The following is a 23,967-nucleotide window of genomic DNA, read 5'->3' on the forward strand; positions in this document are numbered from 1 at the left end:
AAGGGTTTTGTCCAGATGCGTAAATCTATGAGCCCCGTCGCGGTTAACAACCCCAGAAAAACCCTACAATTTCAGGCAGTACATATTGGCTAAGGAGCAGTGATATGCGTGTTACTGGTTTAACCCCGCAAGATCTCAAGGCTTATGGTATTCACGACGTCCAGGAAGTCGTCTACAACCCCGACTACGATACGCTGTATCAGGAAGAGCTCAATCCAGCACTGGAAGGATACGAGCGCGGTGTGTTGACGAATCTTGGTGCTATCGCCGTCGATACCGGTATTTTTACCGGTCGTTCGCCGAAAGATAAGTATATCGTCCGAGACGAAACCACCCGCGATACGCTGTGGTGGGCTGACAAAGGCAAAGGGAAGAACGACAACAAACCGCTCTCCCCGGAAACCTGGCAGCATCTGAAAGGGCTCGTCACCCATCAACTTTCTGGCAAGCGTCTGTTTATCGTAGACGCTTTCTGCGGCGCTAACGCCGACACCCGTCTCTCCGTACGTTTCATTACCGAAGTAGCCTGGCAGGCGCATTTCGTGAAGAACATGTTTATTCGTCCAACCGACGAAGAGCTGCAGGACTTCACGCCTGACTTCATCGTAATGAACGGTGCGAAATGCACTAACCCGCAGTGGAAAGAGCAGGGCCTGAACTCCGAAAACTTTGTCGCCTTCAACCTGACCGAGCGTATCCAGCTGATCGGCGGTACCTGGTACGGCGGCGAGATGAAGAAAGGGATGTTCTCGGTCATGAACTACCTGCTGCCACTGCGCGGCATCGCGTCCATGCACTGCTCGGCGAACGTCGGCGAGAAAGGCGATGTGGCGGTGTTCTTCGGCCTGTCCGGCACAGGGAAAACCACCCTCTCCACCGACCCGAAACGTCGTCTGATTGGCGATGACGAACACGGCTGGGACGATGACGGCGTGTTTAACTTTGAAGGCGGCTGCTACGCGAAGACCATTCGCCTGTCAGAAGAGGCTGAGCCGGATATCTTCCACGCAATCCGTCGCGATGCGCTGCTGGAAAACGTCACCGTACGTGCCGACGGCTCTATCGACTTTGACGACGCCTCGAAAACCGAAAACACGCGCGTGTCATACCCGATCTACCACATCGACAACATCGTGAAGCCGGTGTCAAAAGCGGGTCATGCTACGAAGGTGATTTTCCTGACGGCGGATGCCTTTGGCGTGCTGCCTCCGGTATCTCGCCTGACCGCCAGCCAAACGCAGTACCACTTCCTTTCTGGCTTTACGGCCAAACTGGCGGGTACCGAGCGCGGCGTGACGGAGCCAACCCCAACCTTCTCCGCCTGCTTCGGCGCAGCATTCCTGTCGCTGCACCCGACGCAGTACGCTGAAGTGCTGGTGAAACGCATGCAGGCGTCTGGCGCGCAGGCCTACCTGGTGAACACCGGCTGGAACGGGACTGGCAAACGTATCTCTATCAAGGATACTCGCGCTATTATCGACGCCATTCTGGATGGTTCTCTCGATAACGCCGAAACCTTCACGCTGCCGATGTTTGACCTGGCCATTCCAACGTCGCTGCCGGGTGTGGATACGCATATCCTCGACCCGCGCAATACGTACGGATCGCCGGAACAGTGGCGCGAGAAGGCAGAATCGCTGGCGAAGCTGTTTATTGAGAACTTTGAGAAATATACCGATACACCAGCGGGCGAAGCGCTGGTGAGTGCGGGACCGAAGCTGTAGCCCTTCTCCCTCTCCCTGTGGGAGAGGGCCAGGGTGGGGGCATCAGGTCGCATGTTGTCGGGTGGCGGCTTCGCCTTACCCGACCTACAAAAAAGGTGGCTTTTGCCACCTTTTTTTAACTCTCTTTCACCTGTCCGCGCGTCACCGGCACCGGTAACCAGGCGCGAATGCTCAGCCCACCCCGCTCGCTGGTGCCGATCTCCAGCAATCCGTTATGGTTATCGATAATACGCTGCACAATCGCCAGGCCTAAGCCCGTACCACTGGTGCTGCGCGCACTGTCGCCACGCACAAACGGCTGGAACAGATGCTTACGCTGCTCGGGCTTAATACCCGGACCGTCATCTTCCACCTGGAACCAGGCGCGGTTGAGTTCAGACCCGCTGCTGACTTTAATCCAGCCGTTACCGTAGCGCGCCGCGTTGACCACCATGTTCGCCACCGCACGCTTAATGGAGAGCGGGTGCATACGGACCTGAATTTCACCGGCCTGAAGGGCAGTATCAATTTCACGTTCATAACCACTTTCCGCGGCCACCACTTCACCCAGCACCGCGTTCAGATCCGCCATCTCCATCGGCATCTCCTGCCCGGTACGGAGATAGTCGATGAACTGCTCGATGATGGCGTTACACTCTTCGATGTCCTTGTTGATGGACTCGGCGAGATAACCATCTTCTTCGCCCATCATCTCCGTTGCCAGACGGATACGCGTCAACGGCGTGCGCAGGTCATGACTGACGCCCGCCATCAGCAGCGTACGGTCATCCGCCAGCTGCTTCACGCCTGCGGCCATGTGGTTAAAGGCCCGCGTCACAGAACGCACTTCCGAGGCGCCATACTCGCGCAGCGGGGGAGGAATAATGCCTTTACCGACCTGCAGCGCAGCGTGCTCCAGGTCGACCAGCGGTCGGTTCTGTATACGGATAAACAGCCAGGCCCCGCCTATCGCCAGCAGCATAATGGCGAGCGTATAGCGGAACAGCGGCGAGAAGTCGCCCTGATGGATTTCCGTCAGCGGAACGCGCACCCAGATGTTGGGTGACAGCCAGGTTTTCAGCCAGACGACAGGCGAGCTTTTGTTGACCTCAACACGGACTTCCGTTGGCCCCCCCAGCTGCTGCGCCATCTGCTGGCTAAGAAATTCGTAGTGCTGCGCCCAGCGCAAACCCGCGTCTTCTGCCGCCTCATTCGAGTAGAGCGAAATGCCCAGCTCACGGTAGATTTCACGGCGAAACGCCGGGGGAACGACCAGTTGCGTGCCGTCCTCCAGTTGCAGTTTATCGGTCATCAGCATACGGACTTCGTACGCCAGGACCTTATTAAACTGCTGGAGGCTCGGCAAAATCGCAAAGTTCAAAACCACCAGGTAGGTCGTCACCAGGCTGACGAACAGCAAGGTGACGATCAGTAACAGGGTGCGGGCAAATGAGCTTCGCGGCGAGAAGCGCATTCGCCTCATGCTTTAGAGCCGTCCGGAACGAACACGTAGCCCAGACCCCATACGGTCTGAATATAACGAGGATGCGCCGGATCTTCTTCCACCATGCGGCGCAGACGGGAGATCTGCACGTCGATGGAGCGTTCCATTGCCGAGTATTCGCGACCACGCGCCAGGTTCATCAGCTTGTCACGGGAAAGCGGCTCACGCGGGTGGCTGACCAGTGCTTTCAGCACCGCAAACTCACCGCTGGTGAGCGGCATTGGCTCATCTTCACGGAACATCTCACGCGTACCGAGGTTCAGCTTGAACTTGCCGAAGGCAATCACCGCTTCTTCCTGCGACGGTGCGCCAGGCAGCTCGTTCGCCTGACGACGCAGCACGGCACGAATACGCGCCAGCAGTTCACGCGGGTTAAACGGTTTTGGAATGTAGTCATCCGCGCCGATTTCGAGGCCCACGATACGGTCAACTTCTTCACCCTTCGCGGTCACCATGATGATCGGCATCGGGTTACTCTGGCTACGCAGACGACGGCAGATAGAGAGCCCGTCCTCGCCCGGCAGCATCAGGTCGAGAACCATCAGATGGAAAGATTCACGGGTTAGCAGACGATCCATCTGCTCAGCGTTCGCGACGCTACGAACCTGGAAGCCCTGCTCGGTCAGATAACGCTCCAGCAGCGCACGCAGGCGCATGTCGTCATCCACGACCAGAATTTTGTAGTTCTCTTGCATTGTGTGTACTCCCAAAGGTTCGGATAGTCTTTGTGACAGCGTATTCTAAAAAAGTGCACGTATTCGACCAGCGAAATCTGGTATAAATTCTAGTCGAAATTGTTACAAAGCATATTTAACAGCAGCTTATCTGCTCATTTCATCACATAAATCATTATTAATCCTGTCTGTTACACTGTGTGGTACGTATTGTGCGCCAGACAGAAAACAGGCAGCAAAGGCTTTACCATGAAAACGCCCCTGATCACCCGCGAAGGGTACGAAAAACTCAAAAAAGAGATGGATTACCTGTGGCGAGAAGAGCGCCCTGAAGTAACCAAAAAGGTGACCTGGGCGGCAAGCCTGGGCGATCGCAGCGAAAATGCTGACTACCAGTACAACAAAAAGCGACTGCGTGAGATTGACCGTCGGGTACGCTACCTGACCAAGTGCCTTGAGAACCTGAAAATTGTCGATTACTCCCCGCAGCAGGAGGGCAAAGTGTTCTTCGGCGCGTGGGTGGAGATTGAAAACGACGACGGTGACACCCTGCGTTTTCGCATTGTCGGCTACGATGAAATTTTTGGTCGTAAGGATTACATCTCCATCGACTCCCCGATGGCCCGCGCGCTGCTGAAAAAGGAAGTGGGTGATTTGGCCGTCGTTCAGACTCCCGCCGGTGAAGCCAGCTGGTACGTCAATGAGATCGTCTACGTAAAATAGTCCGAGAGCGCCCTCCCCGGCTGGCATTTTGCCGTGTCAGCCCGTATAACTATCCCCTGATTTTTCGACTCAACAGATGATAAAGCCATGATGAAAGATTCGCTCTGCCGCATTATTGCGGGTGAACTTCAGGCCAGAGCCGAACAGGTAGAAGCTGCCGTTCGCCTGCTTGATGAAGGGAACACCGTGCCGTTTATTGCACGTTATCGTAAGGAAGTCACCGGCGGTCTGGATGACACGCAGCTGCGTAACCTGGAAACCCGTCTGGGATACCTGCGTGAACTGGAAGACCGTCGTCAGGCGATCCTCAAATCCATTGGCGAACAGGGCAAGCTGACCAGCGAACTGGAAAGCGCCATTAACGGCACCCTGAGCAAAACCGAACTCGAAGATCTCTATCTGCCTTACAAACCGAAGCGCCGCACGCGCGGGCAGATCGCGATTGAAGCAGGCCTTGAGCCGCTGGCCGACCTGCTGTGGAATGAGCCGTCCCACCATCCGGAAACTGAGGCGGCGAAATTCATCGATGCCGACAAAGGCGTCGCGGACACCAAGGCCGCCCTCGACGGTGCGCGTTACATTCTGATGGAACGCTTTGCCGAAGACGCCGCCCTGCTGGCTAAAGTGCGTGATTACCTGTGGAAGAATGCGCACATCGTCTCTACCGTCGTGGCGGGGAAAGAGGACGAAGGCGCGAAATTCCGCGACTACTTCGATCACCACGAACCGATATCTACCACCCCATCACACCGTGCGCTGGCAATGTTCCGCGGCCGCAACGAAGGTGTGCTGCAGCTCTCTCTGAACGCTGATCCGCAGTTTGACGAGCCGCCGAAAGAGAGCCACTGCGAGCAGATCATCATTGACCATCTCGGCCTGCACCTTAACAACGCTCCGGCAGACAGCTGGCGCAAAGGCGTGGTGAGCTGGACCTGGCGCATCAAGGTGCTGATGCACCTCGAAACCGAGCTGATGGGCACCGTGCGCGAGCGCGCCGAAGATGAAGCGATCAACGTTTTCGCCCGTAACCTGCATGACCTGCTGATGGCGGCGCCTGCTGGCCTGCGCGCGACCATGGGTCTCGATCCGGGCCTGCGTACCGGCGTGAAAGTGGCGGTGGTTGACGGCACCGGCAAGCTGGTCGCCACTGACACCATCTATCCGCACACCGGACAGGCAGCGAAAGCGGCTGTCGTGGTTGCCGCTCTGTGTGAAAAATACAACGTCGAGCTGGTCGCCATCGGTAACGGTACGGCGTCCCGCGAGACTGAACGTTTCTTCCTCGACGTGCAGAAGCAGTTCCCGAAAGTCACGGCGCAGAAGGTGATCGTCAGCGAAGCGGGCGCATCAGTCTATTCCGCCTCCGAGCTGGCGGCGCAGGAATTCCCGGACCTGGACGTTTCATTGCGCGGCGCGGTCTCTATCGCCCGTCGTTTGCAGGATCCGCTGGCGGAGCTGGTGAAAATTGATCCGAAATCCATCGGCGTGGGCCAGTACCAGCACGATGTGAGCCAGACTCAGCTGGCACGCAAGCTGGATGCGGTCGTAGAAGACTGCGTAAACGCCGTCGGTGTTGACCTGAATACCGCCTCCGTGCCGCTGCTGACCCGCGTGGCGGGCTTAACCCGCATGATGGCGCAGAACATCGTCGCCTGGCGTGATGAGAACGGCCAGTTCCAGAACCGTCAGCAGCTGCTGAAGGTGAGCCGTCTGGGGCCGAAAGCGTTTGAGCAATGCGCGGGCTTCCTGCGCATCAACCACGGCGATAACCCGCTGGATGCCTCCACCGTTCACCCGGAAGCCTACCCGGTGGTGGAACGTATTCTGGCCGCCACCCAGCAGGCGCTAAAGGACCTGATGGGCGATAGCAGTGCCCTGCGCAACCTCAAAGCGGTGGATTTCACCGACGATAAATTTGGTGTGCCAACCGTCACCGATATCATCAAAGAGCTGGAAAAACCGGGCCGCGATCCGCGTCCTGAGTTCAAAACGGCGACCTTTGCTGACGGCATCGAGACCATGAACGATCTGCTGCCCGGCATGGTGCTGGAAGGTGCGGTAACTAACGTCACCAACTTCGGCGCGTTTGTGGATATCGGCGTGCATCAGGATGGCCTGGTTCACATCTCTTCTCTCGCCGACAAGTTCGTTGAAGACCCGCACACCGTGGTCAAAGCGGGCGACATCGTGAAGGTGAAAGTGCTGGAAGTGGACCTGCAGCGCAAACGTATCGCCCTGACCATGCGTCTGGACGAGCAGCCAGGCGACACCAACGCGCGTCGTGGCGGAAACGGCGGCGCTCGTGACTCTCAGCGCCCGGCCGCGAAAGCGGCAAAACCGCGCGGGCGTGATGCTCAGCCAGCGGGCAATAGTGCGATGATGGATGCGCTGGCGGCCGCGATGGGCAAGAAGCGCTAAGTGATAAACGCCCGGTGGCGCTACGCTTACCGGGCCTACGGTTTTGTAGGCCGGGCAAACGCAGTGCCGCCCGGCAAGCAGGCCGCAAAGAATGAAAACAAATAGAGTGCATCCATATTTAAACCACTAATTATCACTTCATTAACAAATAACCCTCTTCTCTTTATCTCCGCATTTCAGCAAATATTGAGCAAGGTCAAACAGGCCGTAAATTAATACACCAAACAACATTCCGTCACAGTTTTATTATTGCTGATAAAAACTATTCTCATTATCATCCCATAGTTGATAATTTAACCTTTCGTGGAAGCAGGCGTTATGCAATTCACTCCAGACAGTGCGTGGAAGATTACCGGTTTTACCCGCGAAATTAGCCCGGCCTATCGGCAAAAGCTGCTCTCGCTGGGCATGCTGCCCGGCTCGTCATTCCAGGTGGTGCGCGTGGCGCCGTTAGGCGATCCGGTTCACATTGAAACCCGACGCGTGAATCTGGTCCTGCGTAAAAAAGACCTCGCATTAATAGAAGTCGAAGCCTTATCCCGATAACGAGCCAGCGGTTTCAGTGAGTCTAAAAAAATGAAAAAATTAACTATTGGCTTAATTGGCAATCCTAATTCCGGCAAGACCACGCTATTTAACCAGCTCACGGGCGCGCGCCAGCGCGTCGGTAACTGGGCAGGCGTAACCGTTGAACGTAAAGAAGGCCAGTTCACGACAACGGATCATCAGGTCACTCTGGTTGACCTTCCCGGCACCTATTCCTTGACCACCATTTCGTCGCAGACCTCGCTCGATGAGCAAATTGCCTGCCACTACATTCTGAGCGGCGACGCGGATCTGCTGATCAACGTGGTCGACGCCTCCAACCTCGAGCGCAACCTCTACCTGACGCTGCAACTGCTGGAGCTGGGTATTCCCTGCATCGTGGCGCTCAACATGCTCGACATTGCAGAGAAACAAAAGCTGCGCATCGACGTCGATGCCCTCTCCGCGCGCCTGGGTTGCCCGGTAGTGCCGCTGGTCTCAACGCGCGCTCGCGGGATTGATGCCCTGAAGCTGGCGATTGACCGTCACACGGGAAATCACGACGTTGAGCTGGTGCATTACGCCCGCCCGCTGCTGCGCGAAGCCGATCTGCTGGCGCAGGAGATGGACAAAAGCATGCCTGCAAAACAGCGCCAGTGGCTCGGCCTGCAGATGCTGGAAGGCGATATCTATAGCCGCGCCTATGCCGGACATGCGGCAGATAAACTGGACGCGACGGTGGCCCGTCTCAGCGACGAGCTGGACGACCCGGCGCTGCACATCGCTGATGCACGATACCAGGCCATCGCCTCGATTTGCGACGTGGTCAGTAATGCCCTGACGGCGGAACCCAGCCGCTTTACGGCGGCGGTGGATAAGATTGTACTCAACCGCTTCCTCGGTTTGCCGATCTTCCTGCTGGTGATGTACGTGATGTTCCTGCTCGCCATCAACATCGGCGGCGCACTCCAGCCGATTTTTGACGCCGGTTCCGTCGCGATCTTTGTACACGGGATTCAGTGGGTGGGTTACACCCTGCACTTCCCGGAGTGGCTGACCATTTTCCTCGCTCAGGGGCTCGGCGGGGGCATTAACACCGTTCTGCCGCTGGTACCGCAGATCGGCATGATGTATCTGTTCCTCTCGTTCCTGGAAGATTCAGGTTATATGGCGCGCGCCGCGTTCGTCATGGACCGCCTGATGCAGGCCCTGGGTTTGCCCGGCAAATCCTTCGTACCGCTGATTGTCGGCTTCGGCTGTAACGTGCCGTCGGTCATGGGTGCCCGTACCCTGGATGCTCCGCGTGAACGCCTGATGACCATTATGATGGCGCCGTTTATGTCCTGCGGTGCGCGTCTGGCCATCTTCGCCGTCTTTGCGGCCGCCTTCTTTGGTCAGCAGGGCGCGCTGGCAGTCTTCTCGCTGTATGTTCTGGGCATCGTGATGGCGATCCTGACCGGTTTAATGCTCAAGCACACGATTATGCGCGGTGAAGCCTCACCGTTTGTCATGGAGCTGCCGGTCTATCACGTTCCACACCTGAAAAGCCTGGTGATCCAGACCTGGCAACGCCTGAAAGGGTTTGTGCTGCGCGCCGGTAAGGTGATTGTCATCGTCAGCATTTTCCTGAGCGCGCTGAACAGCTTCACCCTCAGCGGTCAGGCAGCAGATAACATCAACGATTCTGCCCTCGCCTCCGTCAGCCGCATCATCACGCCGGTCTTCAAACCGATTGGCGTGCATGAGGATAACTGGCAGGCGACCGTGGGCCTGTTCACCGGTGCGATGGCGAAAGAGGTGGTTGTCGGCACCCTGAACACGCTCTACACCGCGGAGAACATCCAGGAACAGGAATTTAATCCGGCAGCGTTTCACCTCGGTGATGAACTGCTGGGTGCCGTCGAGGAGACCTGGCAGAGCCTGAAAGATACCTTCAGCCTCAGCGTGCTGGCGAACCCGATTGAGGCCAGCAAAGGCGACGGTGAAATGGCGACGGGTGCCATGGGCGTGATGGGCGAGAAATTTGGTAGCGCATCTGCGGCCTACAGCTATCTCATCTTTGTTCTGCTCTATATTCCGTGCATCTCCGTCATGGGAGCGATTGCGCGTGAATCCAGTCGCGGCTGGATGGGCTTCTCCATTCTGTGGGGGCTGAATATCGCTTACTCGCTGGCGACGCTGTTTTATCAGACCGTTAATTTCAGTCAGCACCCACGCTACAGCCTGGTTTGTATCCTCGCGGTTGTCCTGTTTAACGTGATTGTTCTTGGCCTGCTGCGCCGGGCACGCAGCCGCGTCGATATCGACCTGCTGGCAAATCGTAAAACCGCCGCGACCTGCTGCAACAGCCCGGCGGGCGACTGTCACTAAGGAGCACACCATGGCGTCATTGATTCATGTGCGTGACATGCTGGCTCTGCAGGGCCGGATGGAGGCGAAACAGCTGAGCCTCAGCCTGCATACGCCCCAGCCGATGATCGATGCCATGCTGGAACGCCTTGAAGCCATGGGTAAAGCCGTGCGGATCCAGGAGGAGGCAGAGGGTTGCCTCTCTGGCAGTTGTAAAAGTTGTCCGGAAGGAAAGGCTTGCCTGCGGGAGTGGTGGGCACTGCGCTAATATTGCACTCATAAAGCCGGGCATCGCTGCCCGGCTTTATCATATTACTTATAGACGTCCGCGGTGGCGCGTACGTTTTTGGTCTGTTTTTCTGCACTGGTGACGACGTAGTACGTCCCGCCCATTTCATCCGCTTTCTTCGACAGCTCTTTTCTCGCATCCATCGGCGCGGTGGTGTCAGACGTAGAAATCTCACCGATTTTCGTCAGATTCATGCCGGCAACTTTATCTTTTTCCAGCTCTTTTGCCGCAAAGACGCCAAATGACAGTGACCCAATAACCAGAGAAGTGACAATACCTGTAACAAGTTTCATAGCCTGACTCTCCATAGGATTGTTGTTTTGATCATCGTAGGCATAACAACCGCAACGACATCTGGAGTATGGTTGCGGTGTGTAACTTTTTCCAGGCTGGATAGAAAATAATCAGTCTAAACGTTGACTTAACGCAATGAGCGCTGAACAAAATTCCGTCGGATGAGAGATAAACGGGGCATGCGCGGCTTTGGCAATGACCTGCGATTCGCTGTCCGGCCAGAGGGAGTCCAGCAAAGGCACCACTTTGCGCGGCACCAGCCCGTCAAGATAACCATAGATACGCAGATGCGGCATCGTCAGCGCGGCCAGCGGCTCACGCAGATCGACCGTTTTCAGAATTTCAAGGCCGCCGTTGAGCACCTCAACGTCCGGCATCGGCAAAGAGAGCACCACCTGCTTCAGCGCTCTGGCATCCTGTCGCGCGGTTTCGGTGCCCATCGTCTGTAGCGCGAGGAACCGCTCTACGGTCCGCTGGAAATCGTCACTCAGCTGCTGCTGGAAACCCGCCAGCACGTCAGGCTTTATGCCGGGCCACGTCTCCTGCGCGCTAAAGCAGGGCGATGAGGCCACCGTCACCAGCGCGTTTACGCGCTCGGGCCAGGAAAGCGCAATCTGGCTTGCCACCAGCCCACCCAGGCTCCAGCCCAGCCAGATGGCATGTTGTGGCGCCGCGTTCAGCACCTCCTGCGCCATCTCTTCGAGCGTCATCGCACCATAACCGTGGCTACGGCCATACCCCGGTAGATCAACCAGATGTAACGTAAATTGCGAGGCTAGTTCCTCGTTTATGCAATGCCATACTTCTGCATTCAGGCCCCATCCGTGCAGCAGCACAAGATGGCAATTTCCTGTCCCAACGGTCTGCCACCACAGCGTCTTCATCAGTTACTGTTCTCTTTTTTCACATGGAGGTTGAACATGCTAACAGTGCCCGGCTTGTGCTGGCTATGCAAAATGCCGCTTGCCCTTAGCGCCTGGGGCGTCTGTTCCGTCTGCACGCGTTCGCTGGAAAGGCGTATCACCACCTGCCCACAATGTGGTTTACCCGCCGCGAACCGCTATTTACCCTGTGGCCGCTGCCTGAAAAAACCCCCGCCGTGGAGCGCGCTGGTGGCGGTGGATGATTACGTTCGACCGCTGAGCAGGTTGATTCACGCCCTGAAGTTTTCCGGCCAGAGCTCGCTGGCACCGCCCCTTGCCCGCCTGTTATTGCTGGCGGTTTTACAGGCACGGCGAACCCGCGCCCTGCCGAAAATTGATATGGTGGTCAATGTTCCCCTGTATCGCCATCGCCACTGGCGGCGTGGTTACAATCAGAGCGACCTGCTCTGCCGTCCGCTCGCCCGCTGGCTCGGCTGTCGATACACTGCCAGCGCACTCACCCGCGTACATGCCACCGCCGTTCAGCATCAGCTCAACGCCCGGCTGCGCAAAAGAAACCTCAAAAATGCCTTTCGCCTTGAATTGGCGGTTAACGGCCTCCATATCGCGATTGTGGATGATGTCGTCACCACAGGCAGTACCGTTGCTGAACTTTCCCGACTGCTTTTGCGAAGCGGCGCCGCGTCGGTTCAGGTATGGTGTCTGTGCCGTACCTTGTAGCCCTTCTTCAATGGGCGTATGATTATACCCAGGTAATTTAGTCAACTATTAGGCCAAAGCTATGATCCGTATTTCCGATTCTGCACAAGCGCACTTTGCCAAACTGCTGGCAAATCAGGAAGAAGGGACGCAGATCCGCGTGTTTGTGATTAACCCGGGCACGCCGAATGCAGAATGCGGTGTCTCTTATTGTCCGCCAGACGCTGTGGAAGCAACTGACACTGCCCTTAAGTTTGAACAGCTCACCGCTTATGTTGATGAGCTGAGCGCGCCGTATCTTGAAGATGCGGAGATCGACTTCGTCACCGACCAGCTGGGCTCTCAGCTGACCCTGAAAGCGCCGAACGCCAAAATGCGTAAAGTCTCCGACGATGCCCCGCTGATGGAGCGCGTTGAATATCTGCTGCAATCCCAGATCAACCCCCAGCTGGCGGGTCATGGTGGTCGCGTTTCCCTGATGGAAATCACGGAAGACGGCCTGGCGATCCTGCAGTTTGGCGGCGGCTGTAACGGTTGCTCTATGGTCGATGTGACGCTGAAAGAAGGGATCGAGAAGCAGCTGCTGAACGAGTTCCCGGAACTGAAAGGCGTACGTGACCTGACCGAGCACCAGCGCGGCGAGCATTCTTACTACTAAGCCGTCTGCCTTTGCCCGGTGGCGCTGCGCTTACCGGGCCTACAAAACTGTTACTGTATCCCAATCGCAGGCCGGGTAAGGCTAAGCCGCCACCCGGCTTTTGTTTTCCCGCCGCGCCTCCTCTATATGTTGACCTGCGTCTCATAATTCACATTTTGCCTGCCTGGGTGATTCTCAACCACGCCATGTTACCCGTATCATTCTCGTGGGCACTAAGCACACTCATAACAGCCGACTAAACTTAATGGTTTGCAAGGCATCAGTATTAGTGCCGTTACTTCTCTGTTCCCAGTTGGGACAATCGGAATGTGTCGTTGAAACAATGACGTTACCCATAACAATTCAAAGGCCAGGTAAATCATGCCATTAGTCATCGTTGCTATCGGTGTTGTGTTATTACTGCTCTTGATGATCCGTTTCAAAATGAATGGATTTATCGCTCTGGTTCTGGTGGCACTTGCAGTCGGTCTGATGCAGGGTATGCCGCTGGTTAAAGTTATCAGCTCCATTAAAGCCGGTGTCGGCGGCACGCTCGGCAGCCTGGCGCTGATCATGGGCTTCGGTGCCATGCTCGGCAAAATGCTGGCAGACTGTGGCGGCGCGCAGCGTATTGCCACCACGCTTATCGACAAATTTGGTAAGAAGAACATTCAGTGGGCGGTGGTGTTGACCGGTTTTACCGTCGGTTTCGCGCTGTTCTATGAAGTGGGCTTCGTGCTGATGCTGCCACTGGTGTTCACCATCGCAGCGGCGGCTAACATTCCGCTGCTGTTTGTGGGTGTGCCAATGGCTGCGGCGCTGTCCGTGACCCACGGCTTCCTGCCACCTCACCCGGGCCCAACGGCAATCGCCACCATCTTCCACGCCGATATGGGTAAAACCCTGCTGTTCGGTACGATTCTGGCAATCCCGACCGTGATTCTGGCAGGCCCGGTATATGCCCGCTTCCTGAAAGGTATCGATAAGCCAATTCCGGAAGGTCTGTACAGCGCGAAAACCTTCACCGAAGAAGAGATGCCAGGCTTTGGCGTCAGCGTCTGGACCTCACTGGTACCGGTGATCCTGATGGCGATGCGCGCCGTGGCAGAGATGATCCTGCCGAAAGGTCATGCGTTCCTGGGCGTGGCAGAGTTCCTGGGCGATCCGGTCATGGCTACGCTGATTGCCGTCCTGATCGCGATGTTCACCTTCGGTCTGAACCGGGGTCGTTCAATGGATCAGATCAACGACACATTGACCTCTTCCATCAAAATTATTGCCATGATGCTCCTGATCATCGGCGGTGGCGGTGCGTTCAAGCAGGTGCTGGTTGACAGCGGCGTGGACAAATACATCGCTGCGATGATGCACGAAACCAACGTGTCGCCGCTCCTGATGGCCTGGTCTATTGCCGCGGTTCTGCGTATTGCGCTGGGTTCTGCAACCGTTGCTGCGATTACTGCAGGCGGTATCGTTGCGCCGCTGATTGCCACCACGGGCGTCAGTCCTGAGCTGATGGTTATCGCGGTCGGTTCCGGTAGCGTGATTTTCTCTCACGTGAACGACCCGGGCTTCTGGCTGTTTAAGGAGTACTTCAACCTGACCATCGGTGAAACCATCAAGTCCTGGTCCGCGCTGGAAACCATTATTTCGGTGTGTGGCCTGGTTGGGGTGCTGCTGTTGAATATGGTGGTTTGATGTCATAAGTCGGGTGGCGGCTTCGCCTTACCCGACCTACTGGCTCCATGTAGGCCCGGTAAGCGTAGCGCCACCGGGCAATAAAAAACCCGCCACTGGCGGGTTTTTTATCACTTCTTAGCAGCCGCTTTTCGCCGCTTATCCAAATCCTTAATCAGCCTGTTCACCCCGTCATCGGCAAACATCTTCTCAAGCGTTGTGGACAATTTGCGACGCCAGTTCTTGTACTGATAGCTGGTGCCCGGGATGTTCACCGGCTCCGCCATATCAATCCAGTCTTCCGGCTGAAGGCCAAGCAGAGCGCTGTTGCTGTCGGCAATATAGCGCTGCAAACCGCGGTTGAGCGTTGGCGTCATCGCCATCAGCGACGCCTTGTGACCGGCGCGCTTCGGCAGACAGCCATGCTTATGCAGCGCATCCAGCAGCCCCTGCTTCGCCAGCTCGCGATCCTGATACAGCCCGCGCAGAACCTCTTCATCAGGATAGAGACCCAGCGTTTTCCCGAGCGTCAGATCGCCACTTTCCCAGTAGCCTCTGAGCGTAGGAAGATCATGCGTCGTCGCGACTGCCATTGACTGTTCTGGATACGCTTTCGGCGCGCGGAAGGTTTTCTCATGGTCGTTTTCAAAATAGAGCACTTTATAGGAGTACACGCCGCTGTCGCGGAGCTTGCTGACAATTTCCACCGGCACGGTACCGAGATCTTCCCCGATCACCATACACTGGTGACGCTTACTCTCCAGGGCCAGGATCGACAGCAGATCGTCTACCGGATACTGGACGTACGCGCCGTGATCGGCCGTTTCGCCGTAAGGGATCCACCACAGGCGCAGTACGGACATGACGTGGTCAATACGCAGCGCGCCACAGTTTTGCATGTTCGCACGCAGCAGGTCGATAAACGGCTCGTACGCGCGCGCCGCCATCACGTGCGGATCCATCGGCGGCAAGCCCCAGTTCTGACCGAGCGGCCCAAGGATATCCGGCGGCGCACCGACGGACGCTTTCAGGCAGTAAAGCTCACGGTCACACCAGGTTTCCGCGCCCCCTTCTGCCACGCCGACGGCCAGATCGCGATACAGGCCGATCGGCATGTTGTAGCCCTGGCTTACCTGCCAGCAGGCGGCAAACTGGCTGTAGGCCAGCCACTGCAGCCACAGATAGAAATCCACCTCGTCGGCATGCGTTTTACAAAAGGCTTTGACTTCCGGGGTGTCCACGGACTGGTACGCTTCCGGCCAGACCGGCCAGCCCCAGCGCATTTCGTCCTCTTTCACCTGTTGCGCGTGCAGCGCATCGAATGCCGCTTGCCAGTAGAGGCTTTCGCCTTCCTGCGCCACAAACTGGCGGAAGGCCGCCATCTGATCGTCATTGCGCTTAGCAAAGCCTTTCCAGGCCAGACGTAGCGCCGCCATTTTTAGCGCGGTCACAGTAGCGTAATCGACCCAGTCCGCTTCGCGGGCCTGTTTCAGCATCTGCTTCGTGGTCTCAAGCTTCCACCACGCCTGCGCGTCTTTACTGTTTTTAAAATCATCCAACGCGTTAACGTCGATATAAATGACGTTCAGCCAGCGACGGGAGGACGGGCTGTACGGGCTGGCGCTTTCCGGGTTCGCCGGATAGAGCGCGTGGATCGGGTTGAGGCCGATGAACGCGCCGCCGCGCTCACCCACGGAGGCCAGCATATTCTTCAGATCGCCAAAATCGCCGATGCCCCAGTTGCTGTCGGAACGCAGCGTGTAGAGCTGCACGCAGGCGCCCCACAGCTTTTTGCCTTCGAGCAGCGCCTGCGGCTCATAGCAGCGTTTTGGCGCGACGATCACCCGGCAGTGAAAACGCTGCTCGTCCTGGGTGAGCGTCAGGCTGTGATAGCCCTCCGGCAGTTTCGCCGGAAGGTTAAACGCTTTGCCGCCGGTGGCGTGGCCTTTATGCTGATGCCCCTCTTCGGTGGTGAGCAGCCAGCTAAACTCGCCGCACCCCTCCACCGTCAGCGACATTTTTTTGCCCGCAGTAAAGACCTTTACGTTTGGCACCGGTAGTGCCGACGCTTTCGCGTCGGCTTTGTGCATGGCATTCAGCAAACGTCTTTTGGTGTCCGCACCAATAGACTGCGGTTTGCCGTGCGCATTGATGTAACTGAGGCTAATTCCCGCCGCCTGCGCGGCGCTGTCCAGACGTTTACTCTCCATCGCGCTTCCTTAGCGTTTTGCCTGCCAGATACGAGCCTGATAATCACGGATTGAGCGGTCAGAGCTGAACATACCGCAGCGCGCCGTGTTCAGAATGCATGCCCGGGTCCACGCGTCCTGGTCGCGATACAGCACGTCGACCTGCTTTTGCGCGTCCACATAGGCGGTGAAATCGGCCATCACCAGATACGGGTCACCGCCATGTTTGTCCATGCTGTGCAGCATCTGGTCAAACGCGTGCTTGTCACCGTCGCTGTATTTACCGCTCTCCAGCTCTTTCAGCACCGCATCCAGCACTTTGTCTTTCTTACGCCATTTCACCGGGTCGTAGCCTTTGGCCTTGATGGCTTTCACCTCTTCCACGGTATGACCGAAGATGAAGATATTCTCTTCACCGACCTGCTCAGCGATTTCGACGTTCGCACCGTCCAGCGTGCCAACGGTCAGCGCACCGTTCAGCGCCAGCTTCATGTTACCGGTGCCGGAGGCCTCTTTCCCTGCGGTCGAGATCTGCTCGGAAATATCCGCCGCCGGGATCAGCATTTCAGCCGCCGAGACGCAGTAATCCGGCAGGAACACCACCTTCAGCTTGTCGCCCACCTTCGGATCGTTGTTGATCGCCGCCGCCACTTTATTAATGCCGAGGATGATATTTTTCGCCAGGTAGTAGCCCGGTGCCGCTTTCGCACCGAACAGGAACACGCGCGGCACGCGGTCGGCCTGCGGGTTCTCGCGGATCTCTTTATACAGCGCCAGGATGTGCAGCAGGTTAAGGTGCTGACGTTTGTACTCATGCAGGCGCTTGATCTGGATATCGAAAATGGCATTCGGGTTGATCTCAATCCCGGTGCGCGCTTTCACAAACGCCGCCAGACGAACTTTGTTCTCCAGCTTGATGGCACGGTACTGCTCGCGGAACTTCGCGTCATCCGCGTATTTTTCCAGGTTGATGAGCTGGTCCAGATCGTTGGCCCACTCTTTCTTCAAGGTCTTATCCAGCAGATCGGCCAGCAGCGGGTTGCACTGCTTGATCCAGCGACGCGGCGTGATGCCGTTGGTCACGTTGTGGAATTTGGTCGGCCACAGCTGGTGATATTCCGGGAACAGATCTTTGACGACCAGATCCGAGTGAAGGGCCGCTACGCCGTTCACCGCAAAGCCGCTCACCACGCACATGTTCGCCATGCGAACCTGCTTATCGTGGACCACTGCCAGCTTCGCCCAGACCGCTTTATTGCCTGGCCAGGTTTTATCCACCAGGGTTTTAAACCGATCGTTAATCTTGTTGATGATCTGCATATGGCGCGGCAGCAGCGCTTTCACCAGCTTCTCATCCCAGCACTCCAGCGCTTCCGGCATCAGGGTGTGGTTGGTGTAGGCGAAGGTGCGGCTGGTAATCGCCCAGGCGTCATCCCAGCTCAGCTGATGCTCGTCGATCAGCACGCGCAGCAGTTCAGGAATGGCGATGGTCGGGTGCGTGTCGTTGAGCTGAATCACTTCGAAGTCCGGCAGCTGTGCCAGCTTGCGGCCCGCCAGGTGATGACGGCGCAGAATGTCCGCCACGGAGCAGGCGCACTGGAAATACTGCTGCATCAGACGCAGTTTTTTACCCGCCAGATGGTTGTCGTTCGGGTAGAGGACTTTGGTCAGCTTCTCGGCGTCGATACCCTGCTGCTCGGCACGCAGGAAATCGCCGTCGTTGAATTTGGTCAGGTTGAACGGATGAGCGTGCTTCGCCTGCCACAGGCGCAGCGGCTGCGCCACGCCGTTACGGTAGCCAAGCACCGGCAGATCCCAGGCTTCACCGGTGATGGTGAAAGCCGGTTCCCAGAGGCCTTGCTTTGTGACTTTCCCACCGATGCCGACCTGCACGTCCAGCTGCGCATTGTGGCGGAACCACGGGTAGGTATTGCGGTGCCAGTCATCTGGCGCTTCCATCTGGTGACCATCAGCGAACGACTGACGGAACAGGCCATACTGATAGTTCAGGCCATAGCCAATGGCGGACTGGCCAACCGTTGCCATGGAGTCAAGGAAGCAGGCCGCCAGGCGCCCCAGACCACCGTTACCGAGAGCCGGGTCAATCTCTTCTTCCAGCAGGTCAGTCAGGTTGATGTCGTGCGCTTTCAGCACATCACCCACCTCCTGATACCACCCAAGGTTCAGCAGATTGTTGCCCGTCAGGCGGCCAATCAGGAATTCCATCGAGATATAGTTGACGTGACGCTGGCCTTTGACGGGCTTCGCCACGGGCTGAGCATCCAGCTGCTCTGCGAGCGCCCCGCTCACCGCCTGCCACCACTGGTGAGGCGTCATCTCGTTTGCAGCATGAAGGCCAAAACGCTGCCACTGACGCGTCAGGGCAGCCTGGAATTGAGCTTTGTTGAAGGTAGGCTGTGACATAGGGGATCGGCATCCTTTAGAAAGAAAACACAAGTTGGCGCTAGTGTGCCTGGCTCATTTCACCTCTTCCTCCTCCTGTGGGGGATTAGACAGGGAGGAGTAGCGGGGATGAGCATAAAAGTGTGATCGAGGCCACTCTCAGAGCATAGCCTGAGTGTGCCCGGAAGAGGAAAACGTCACCGGGAAGAATGTCAAAGAAATGAAATGCAGTTTCGGATGAAATTAATCCGCGCTGAAATGATTACTTACGTAGAATAATATTTCTGCAATTGGGTCATATCTAAGGAGATTATTAAGCTCACTGAACTTTACCCGGACTTTATTAAATTTGGCGTCACTATCCCTTTCTGAAACCAGTTTCAGCATAACCGCAAGAGAACCATACAAGCCAGCACTGGCGCGGCGTCACAGCCCTTTCAGGAAAGTTCCATCATCTGCCTGAATGTTTTGTGACAGAGTGCAAATTCAGAGCCACCAAATCCAGACATAACTTGCAATAGTTCTCTATCTGTCCGACCTTATAGCTATTAATTACGAAGCGCAAAAAAATAAAATCTCTCGTTCACCACAGTGAAGTGAAACCTATGTTGATTCCGTCTAAATTAAGTCGCCCGGTTCGTCTCGACCATACAGTGGTCCGCGAGCGTCTGCTGGCTAAACTTTCCGGCGCGCATAATTTCCGACTGGCGCTGGTTACGAGCCCTGCAGGTTATGGAAAAACAACGCTCATTTCGCAATGGGCCGCAGGTAAGAGCGATCTTGGCTGGTACTCCCTTGATGAGGGCGATAACCAGCAAGAGCGTTTTGCCAGCTATCTGATTGCTGCCATTCAACAGGCCACGAATGGACACTGCGTCGCCAGTGAGGTGATGGTGCAAAAGCGCCAGTACGCCAGCCTGTCCTCCCTTTTCTCTCAGCTGTTCATTGAACTGGCTGAATGGCATCGCCCGCTTTATGTGGTAATTGATGATTATCATCTGATTTCAAATCCGGTTATCCACGAGTCGATGCGTTTCTTCCTGCGCCATCAACCGGAAAACCTGACCCTGGTGGTGCTGTCGCGCAACCTGCCGCAGCTGGGCATTGCCAACCTGCGCGTGCGCGATCAGCTGCTGGAGATTGGCAGCCAGCAGTTGGCCTTTACCCATCAGGAAGCGAAACAGTTCTTCGACTGCCGCCTGACCTCGCCGATTGAGGCCGCTGAAAGCAGCCGCCTGTGCGATGACGTCGCGGGCTGGGCCACGGCGTTGCAGCTGATTGCCCTCTCTGCGCGGCAAAACAACAGCCCGACACACCAGTCGGCACGGCGTCTGGCCGGTATCAACGCCAGCCATCTCTCTGATTATCTGGTGGACGAGGTGCTGGACAGCGTTGATCCTTCAACCCGTCATTTCCTGCTGAAAAGCTCCCTGCTGCGTTCGATGAACGACGCGCTGATCGTGCGCGTTACCGGCTGTGAAAACGGCCAGTTACAGCTGGAAGAGATTGAACGTCAGGGCCTGTTCCTGACACGCATGGACGATCCCGGCGAGTGGTTCAGCTACCATCCCTTGTTTGGTAGCTTCCTGCGCCAGCGCTGTCAGTGGGAGCTTGCCACAGAACTGCCGGAAATCCATCGCGCCGCCGCTGAAAGCTGGATGGCGCAAGGCTTCCCGAGCGAGGCCATTCACCACGCGCTGGCTGCCGGTGACGCCAGTATGCTGCGCGATATTCTGCTCAACCACGCGTGGGGGCTGTTTAACCACAGCGAACTGACGCTGCTGGAAGAGTCGCTGAAAGCCCTGCCGTGGGAGAGCCTGCTTGAGAACCCGCGTCTGGTTCTGCTGCAGGCCTGGCTGATGCAAAGCCAGCACCGCTACAGTGAGGTCAATACCCTGCTGGCGCGTGCCGAGCAGGAGATGGAAAGTGAAATGGATACTACCCTGCACGGCGAATTTAACGCCCTGCGGGCGCAGGTCGCAATTAACGACGGCGATCCGGATGAAGCGGAACGGCTGGCGATGGTCGCGCTGGATGAGCTGCCGCTGGCTAATTTCTACAGCCGCATCGTGGCGACCTCGGTACACGGGGAAGTACTGCACTGCAAGGGCGAGCTGACGCGCTCCCTTTCCCTGATGCAGCAAACCGAGCAGATGGCGCGCCGCCATGATGTGTGGCACTACGCCCTGTGGAGTCTGATTCAGCAAAGTGAAATTTTATTCGCTCAGGGGTTCCTGCAGGCTGCCTGGGAAAATCAGGAAAAAGCGTTCCAGCTGATTCGTGAACAGCATCTGGAACAGCTGCCGATGCACGAGTTCCTGTTGCGCATTCGCGCTCAGCTGCTGTGGGCATGGTCGCGCCTCGATGAAGCAGAAAGCTGCGCCCGTCAGGGTGTGAACGTGCTTTCTGGCTTCCAGCCGCAGCAGCAGTTGCAGTGCCTGGCGCTGCTGGTGCAGTGCTCGCTGGCGCGCGGCGATCTCGATAACGCCCGCAATCACCTTAACCGTCTGGAAAACCTGCTCGGCAACGGCCAGTACCACAGCGACTGGGTGTCAAACGCCGATAAGGTCCGGGTGATTTACTGGCAGATGACGGGGGATAAAAAATCCGCCGCCAACTGGCTGCGTCATACGCCAAAACCAGAGTTTGCCAATAACCACTTCCTGCAAAGCCAGTGGCGCAACATCGCCCGCGTGCAGATCCTGCTGGGTGACTTCGAGCCTGCCGAGATCGTACTGGAAGAGTTAAACGAAAACGCCCGTAGCCTGCGCCTGATGAGCGATCTGAACCGCAACCTGCTGCTGCTTAACCAGCTTTACTGGCAGGCGGGACGCAAAAATGACGCCCAGCGCGTGCTGCTGGAAGCGCTGCAGCTGGCGAACCGTACCGGGTTTATCAGCCACTTTGTGATTGAAGGTGAAGTGATGGCGCAACAGCTGCGCCAGCTGATTCAGCTGAATACCCTGCCGGAGCTGGATCAGCATCGTGCTCAGCGTATTCTTCGCGAGATTAACCAGCATCATCGCCACAAATTTGCGCATTTTGATGAGAACTTCGTTGAACGTCTGCTAAACCATCCGGAAGTGCCGGAGCTTATTCGCACCAGCCCGCTCACCCAGCGGGAATGGCAGGTGCTGGGGCTGATCTATTCCGGCTACAGCAACGAGCAGATTGCCGGTGAGCTGGCGGTGGCGGCGACCACCATCAAAACGCACATTCGTAATCTGTATCAGAAGCTGGGTGTGGCGCATCGTCAGGATGCGGTACAGCATGCGCAGCAGCTCTTGAAGATGATGGGGTACGGAGTGTGATTCCTTGCCCGGCGGCGCTACGCTTGCGCGGGCCTACGGGGTTTTGTAGGTCGGGTAAGCGCAGCGCCACCCGACACAATTCCTAGCACAATTCTAACTGCAAATTATTATCTTTAATCACCTGCATCACGCCCGCTGGCGGCATCGCGTCGGTGTAGACCGCATCCACAATGCTGATGCTGCCCATGTTCACCATCGCGTTACGGCCAAACTTCGAATGGTCCACCACCAGCATCACGTGGCGTGAATTTTCAATAATCGCGCGCTTGGTGCGCACCTCGTGGTAATCAAACTCCAGCAGCGAGCCGTCGCTGTCGATACCGCTGATCCCCAGAATGCCGAAGTCGAGGCGGAATTGAGAGATAAAGTCGAGCGTCGCTTCACCGATAATGCCCCCGTCGCGGCTGCGCAGTTCACCACCGGCGAGGATGATCCGGAAATCGTCTTTCTGCATCAGAGTGTTGGCGACGTTCAGGTTGTTAGTGACCACGCGCAGGTTCTCGTGATCCAGCAGCGCGTGAGCAACCGCTTCCGGCGTGGTGCCGATGTCAATAAACAGCGTCGCCCCGTTTGGGATTTGGCTCGCCACTTTACGGGCTATGCGTTCTTTTTCCGCCGTCTGCGTGGCTTTACGGTCATGCCAGGAGGTGTTGACCGAGCTGGACGGCAGCGCCGCCCCGCCGTGGTGGCGCAAAATACGGTTCTGATCGGCCAGATCGTTCAGGTCACGACGGATCGTTTGCGGGCTGACGGCAAACTGCTCGACGAGCTCTTCGGTGCTGACGTATCCCTGTTTTTTGACCAGTTCGATAATGGCGTCATGACGTTGTGTTTGTTTCATCAATTATCCCTGAGAATTATGTTCGTTTTCGCGCATGGAGCGTGTCGGCAAGCGCCATTGCCAGCCCGACCGCCAGGCCGGTGACGTGCGCACCATTGGCGATAGACATACCAAACAGATCAAACCATCCGGCAATTAGCCATATTAACGCAAAGGCTATTAATCCGCGTTGTAAATAGATGCCGCTTTCCGGGTCGCGCTCTCCGCGAAGCCAGACATAGCCCATCAGGGCGTAGACGACGCCCGACAGCCCACCGAACCACGGGCCGCTGAATTTATGCTGCACGTAGCCGCTCAACAGGGCGCTAATCACGGTGATCACGATCAGCTTACCGCTGCCGAGTCGCTTCTCGACAATCCCGCCGAGATACCACCACCACAGCAGGTTGAAGAGAATATGCATCACTGAGAAGTGCATCAGCGCATGGGTGAAGTAGCGCCAGACGTCAAACTCCAGAGAGGGGTCGTACGGCCACGCCAGGGCGATCATCACGCTCTGGTCGCCCACCACGTTCATGATAATGAAGACGATAATACAGGCGGCCATCAGCAGCAGCGTAAACGGCCCTGCGCGCTCGCGAATAGTGGCAAGAAAAGGGAAACGACTGTAATGCAATCCGCTGCCCGTCTGGCCGGATTGCCAGCTTGCCGCCAGATAGCGCGGGTCGCCAGGATTCTCAAGAAAACGCGCCAACTGCTCGTTTACCCGCCCGGCCTGGCTCTCATCGGCCAGCCAGACATCGGTCTGCGTATGTTGCTGAATGGTCAGAATAACGCCCTGCGTTGCCATATAGTCGACAAACGCCTGGGCGACGCGCGGATTGGTAAAAGAGGTGATCATCAACAT

At 56.9% G+C, this 23,967-nt stretch carries 18 protein-coding genes; 10 read left to right on the forward strand and 8 right to left on the reverse strand.

Annotation, left to right across the window (positions count from 1 at the left end; genetic code table 11):
- Positions 1–104: 104 nt before the first annotated feature.
- Positions 105–1,724: a phosphoenolpyruvate carboxykinase (ATP) gene (gene pckA / locus BFV64_RS21940; RefSeq protein WP_023331490.1), complete on the forward strand. Its 1,620-nt coding sequence runs from the start codon at positions 105–107 to the stop codon at positions 1,722–1,724.
- Between the two features lie 115 nt (positions 1,725–1,839).
- Here the strand turns inward: pckA and envZ are convergent, their stop codons facing one another.
- Both envZ and ompR read right to left on the reverse strand, forming a co-directional pair.
- Positions 1,840–3,186 carry a two-component system sensor histidine kinase EnvZ gene (gene envZ / locus BFV64_RS21945; RefSeq protein ID WP_014885538.1) on the reverse strand — a complete coding sequence of 449 codons (1,347 nt, stop codon included), beginning with the start codon at positions 3,184–3,186 and terminating at the stop codon, positions 1,840–1,842.
- The gene (gene ompR, locus BFV64_RS21950; protein ID WP_001157751.1) at positions 3,183–3,902 is read right to left on the reverse strand and encodes an osmolarity response regulator transcription factor OmpR; all 720 of its coding nucleotides are present in this window, start codon (positions 3,900–3,902) and stop codon (positions 3,183–3,185) included. Before ompR ends, envZ begins: the two co-directional genes overlap by 4 nt.
- A gap of 228 nt (positions 3,903–4,130) precedes the next feature.
- Between ompR and greB the strand changes: the two genes are divergently transcribed.
- The 5 genes from greB to feoC all read left to right on the forward strand — a co-directional run bounded on the left by greB (position 4,131) and on the right by feoC (position 10,164).
- Positions 4,131–4,604, forward strand: a complete 474-nt coding sequence (gene greB / locus BFV64_RS21955; RefSeq protein WP_014885539.1) for a transcription elongation factor GreB — start codon at positions 4,131–4,133, stop codon at positions 4,602–4,604.
- A gap of 87 nt (positions 4,605–4,691) precedes the next feature.
- A complete protein-coding gene (locus BFV64_RS21960; protein WP_045135552.1) occupies positions 4,692–7,022 on the forward strand; it encodes a Tex family protein in 2,331 nt (776 codons plus the stop codon).
- Positions 7,023–7,340: 318 nt separating this feature from the next.
- Complete coding sequence (gene feoA, locus BFV64_RS21965) at positions 7,341–7,568, forward strand: ferrous iron transporter A (RefSeq protein WP_008503050.1); 228 nt, start codon at positions 7,341–7,343, stop codon at positions 7,566–7,568.
- Between the two features lie 30 nt (positions 7,569–7,598).
- Positions 7,599–9,917 (forward strand): Fe(2+) transporter permease subunit FeoB, encoded by a 2,319-nt coding sequence (gene feoB / locus BFV64_RS21970; protein WP_014885541.1) that lies wholly within the window; start codon positions 7,599–7,601, stop codon positions 9,915–9,917.
- A 10-nt stretch (positions 9,918–9,927) separates the two neighbouring features.
- Positions 9,928–10,164 carry a [Fe-S]-dependent transcriptional repressor FeoC gene (gene feoC, locus BFV64_RS21975; RefSeq protein WP_069602427.1) on the forward strand — a complete coding sequence of 79 codons (237 nt, stop codon included), beginning with the start codon at positions 9,928–9,930 and terminating at the stop codon, positions 10,162–10,164.
- Between the two features lie 44 nt (positions 10,165–10,208).
- Here feoC and BFV64_RS21980 read toward each other — a convergent pair whose 3' ends face one another.
- Together BFV64_RS21980 and bioH are read right to left on the reverse strand one after the other, a co-directional pair.
- Complete coding sequence (locus BFV64_RS21980; protein ID WP_014885543.1) at positions 10,209–10,478, reverse strand: YdgH/BhsA/McbA-like domain containing protein; 270 nt, start codon at positions 10,476–10,478, stop codon at positions 10,209–10,211.
- Between the two features lie 111 nt (positions 10,479–10,589).
- Positions 10,590–11,363: a pimeloyl-ACP methyl ester esterase BioH gene (bioH, locus tag BFV64_RS21985; protein ID WP_023331493.1), complete on the reverse strand. Its 774-nt coding sequence runs from the start codon at positions 11,361–11,363 to the stop codon at positions 10,590–10,592.
- Between the two features lie 36 nt (positions 11,364–11,399).
- Between bioH and gntX the strand changes: the two genes are divergently transcribed.
- From gntX to gntT, 3 genes are all read left to right on the forward strand, one after another.
- Positions 11,400–12,083 carry a DNA utilization protein GntX gene (gntX, locus tag BFV64_RS21990; protein WP_058690276.1) on the forward strand — a complete coding sequence of 228 codons (684 nt, stop codon included), beginning with the start codon at positions 11,400–11,402 and terminating at the stop codon, positions 12,081–12,083.
- Between the two features lie 61 nt (positions 12,084–12,144).
- Positions 12,145–12,720, forward strand: coding sequence for a Fe-S biogenesis protein NfuA (gene nfuA, locus BFV64_RS21995; RefSeq protein ID WP_003861601.1), 576 nt, complete (start codon positions 12,145–12,147; stop codon positions 12,718–12,720).
- 360 nt (positions 12,721–13,080) lie between these two features.
- The gene (gene gntT, locus BFV64_RS22000; RefSeq protein ID WP_014885546.1) at positions 13,081–14,397 is read left to right on the forward strand and encodes a gluconate transporter; all 1,317 of its coding nucleotides are present in this window, start codon (positions 13,081–13,083) and stop codon (positions 14,395–14,397) included.
- 110 nt (positions 14,398–14,507) lie between these two features.
- Here gntT and malQ read toward each other — a convergent pair whose 3' ends face one another.
- Together malQ and malP are read right to left on the reverse strand one after the other, a co-directional pair.
- The gene (gene malQ, locus BFV64_RS22005) at positions 14,508–16,586 is read right to left on the reverse strand and encodes a 4-alpha-glucanotransferase (protein WP_063433785.1); all 2,079 of its coding nucleotides are present in this window, start codon (positions 16,584–16,586) and stop codon (positions 14,508–14,510) included.
- Positions 16,587–16,595: 9 nt separating this feature from the next.
- Entirely contained in the window at positions 16,596–18,989 is a 2,394-nt protein-coding gene (malP, locus tag BFV64_RS22010) for a maltodextrin phosphorylase (protein ID WP_069602428.1), read from the reverse strand.
- A 584-nt stretch (positions 18,990–19,573) separates the two neighbouring features.
- Between malP and malT the strand changes: the two genes are divergently transcribed.
- Positions 19,574–22,279: an HTH-type transcriptional regulator MalT gene (gene malT / locus BFV64_RS22015; RefSeq protein WP_014885549.1), complete on the forward strand. Its 2,706-nt coding sequence runs from the start codon at positions 19,574–19,576 to the stop codon at positions 22,277–22,279.
- 82 nt (positions 22,280–22,361) lie between these two features.
- Here malT and BFV64_RS22020 read toward each other — a convergent pair whose 3' ends face one another.
- Both BFV64_RS22020 and glpG read right to left on the reverse strand, forming a co-directional pair.
- Complete coding sequence (locus BFV64_RS22020; protein WP_014885550.1) at positions 22,362–23,120, reverse strand: DeoR/GlpR family transcriptional regulator; 759 nt, start codon at positions 23,118–23,120, stop codon at positions 22,362–22,364.
- A gap of 16 nt (positions 23,121–23,136) precedes the next feature.
- Complete coding sequence (gene glpG / locus BFV64_RS22025; protein ID WP_069602429.1) at positions 23,137–23,967, reverse strand: rhomboid family intramembrane serine protease GlpG; 831 nt, start codon at positions 23,965–23,967, stop codon at positions 23,137–23,139.

Source organism: Enterobacter kobei (assembly GCF_001729765.1).
GTDB classification, from domain to species: Bacteria; Pseudomonadota; Gammaproteobacteria; order Enterobacterales; family Enterobacteriaceae; genus Enterobacter; species Enterobacter kobei.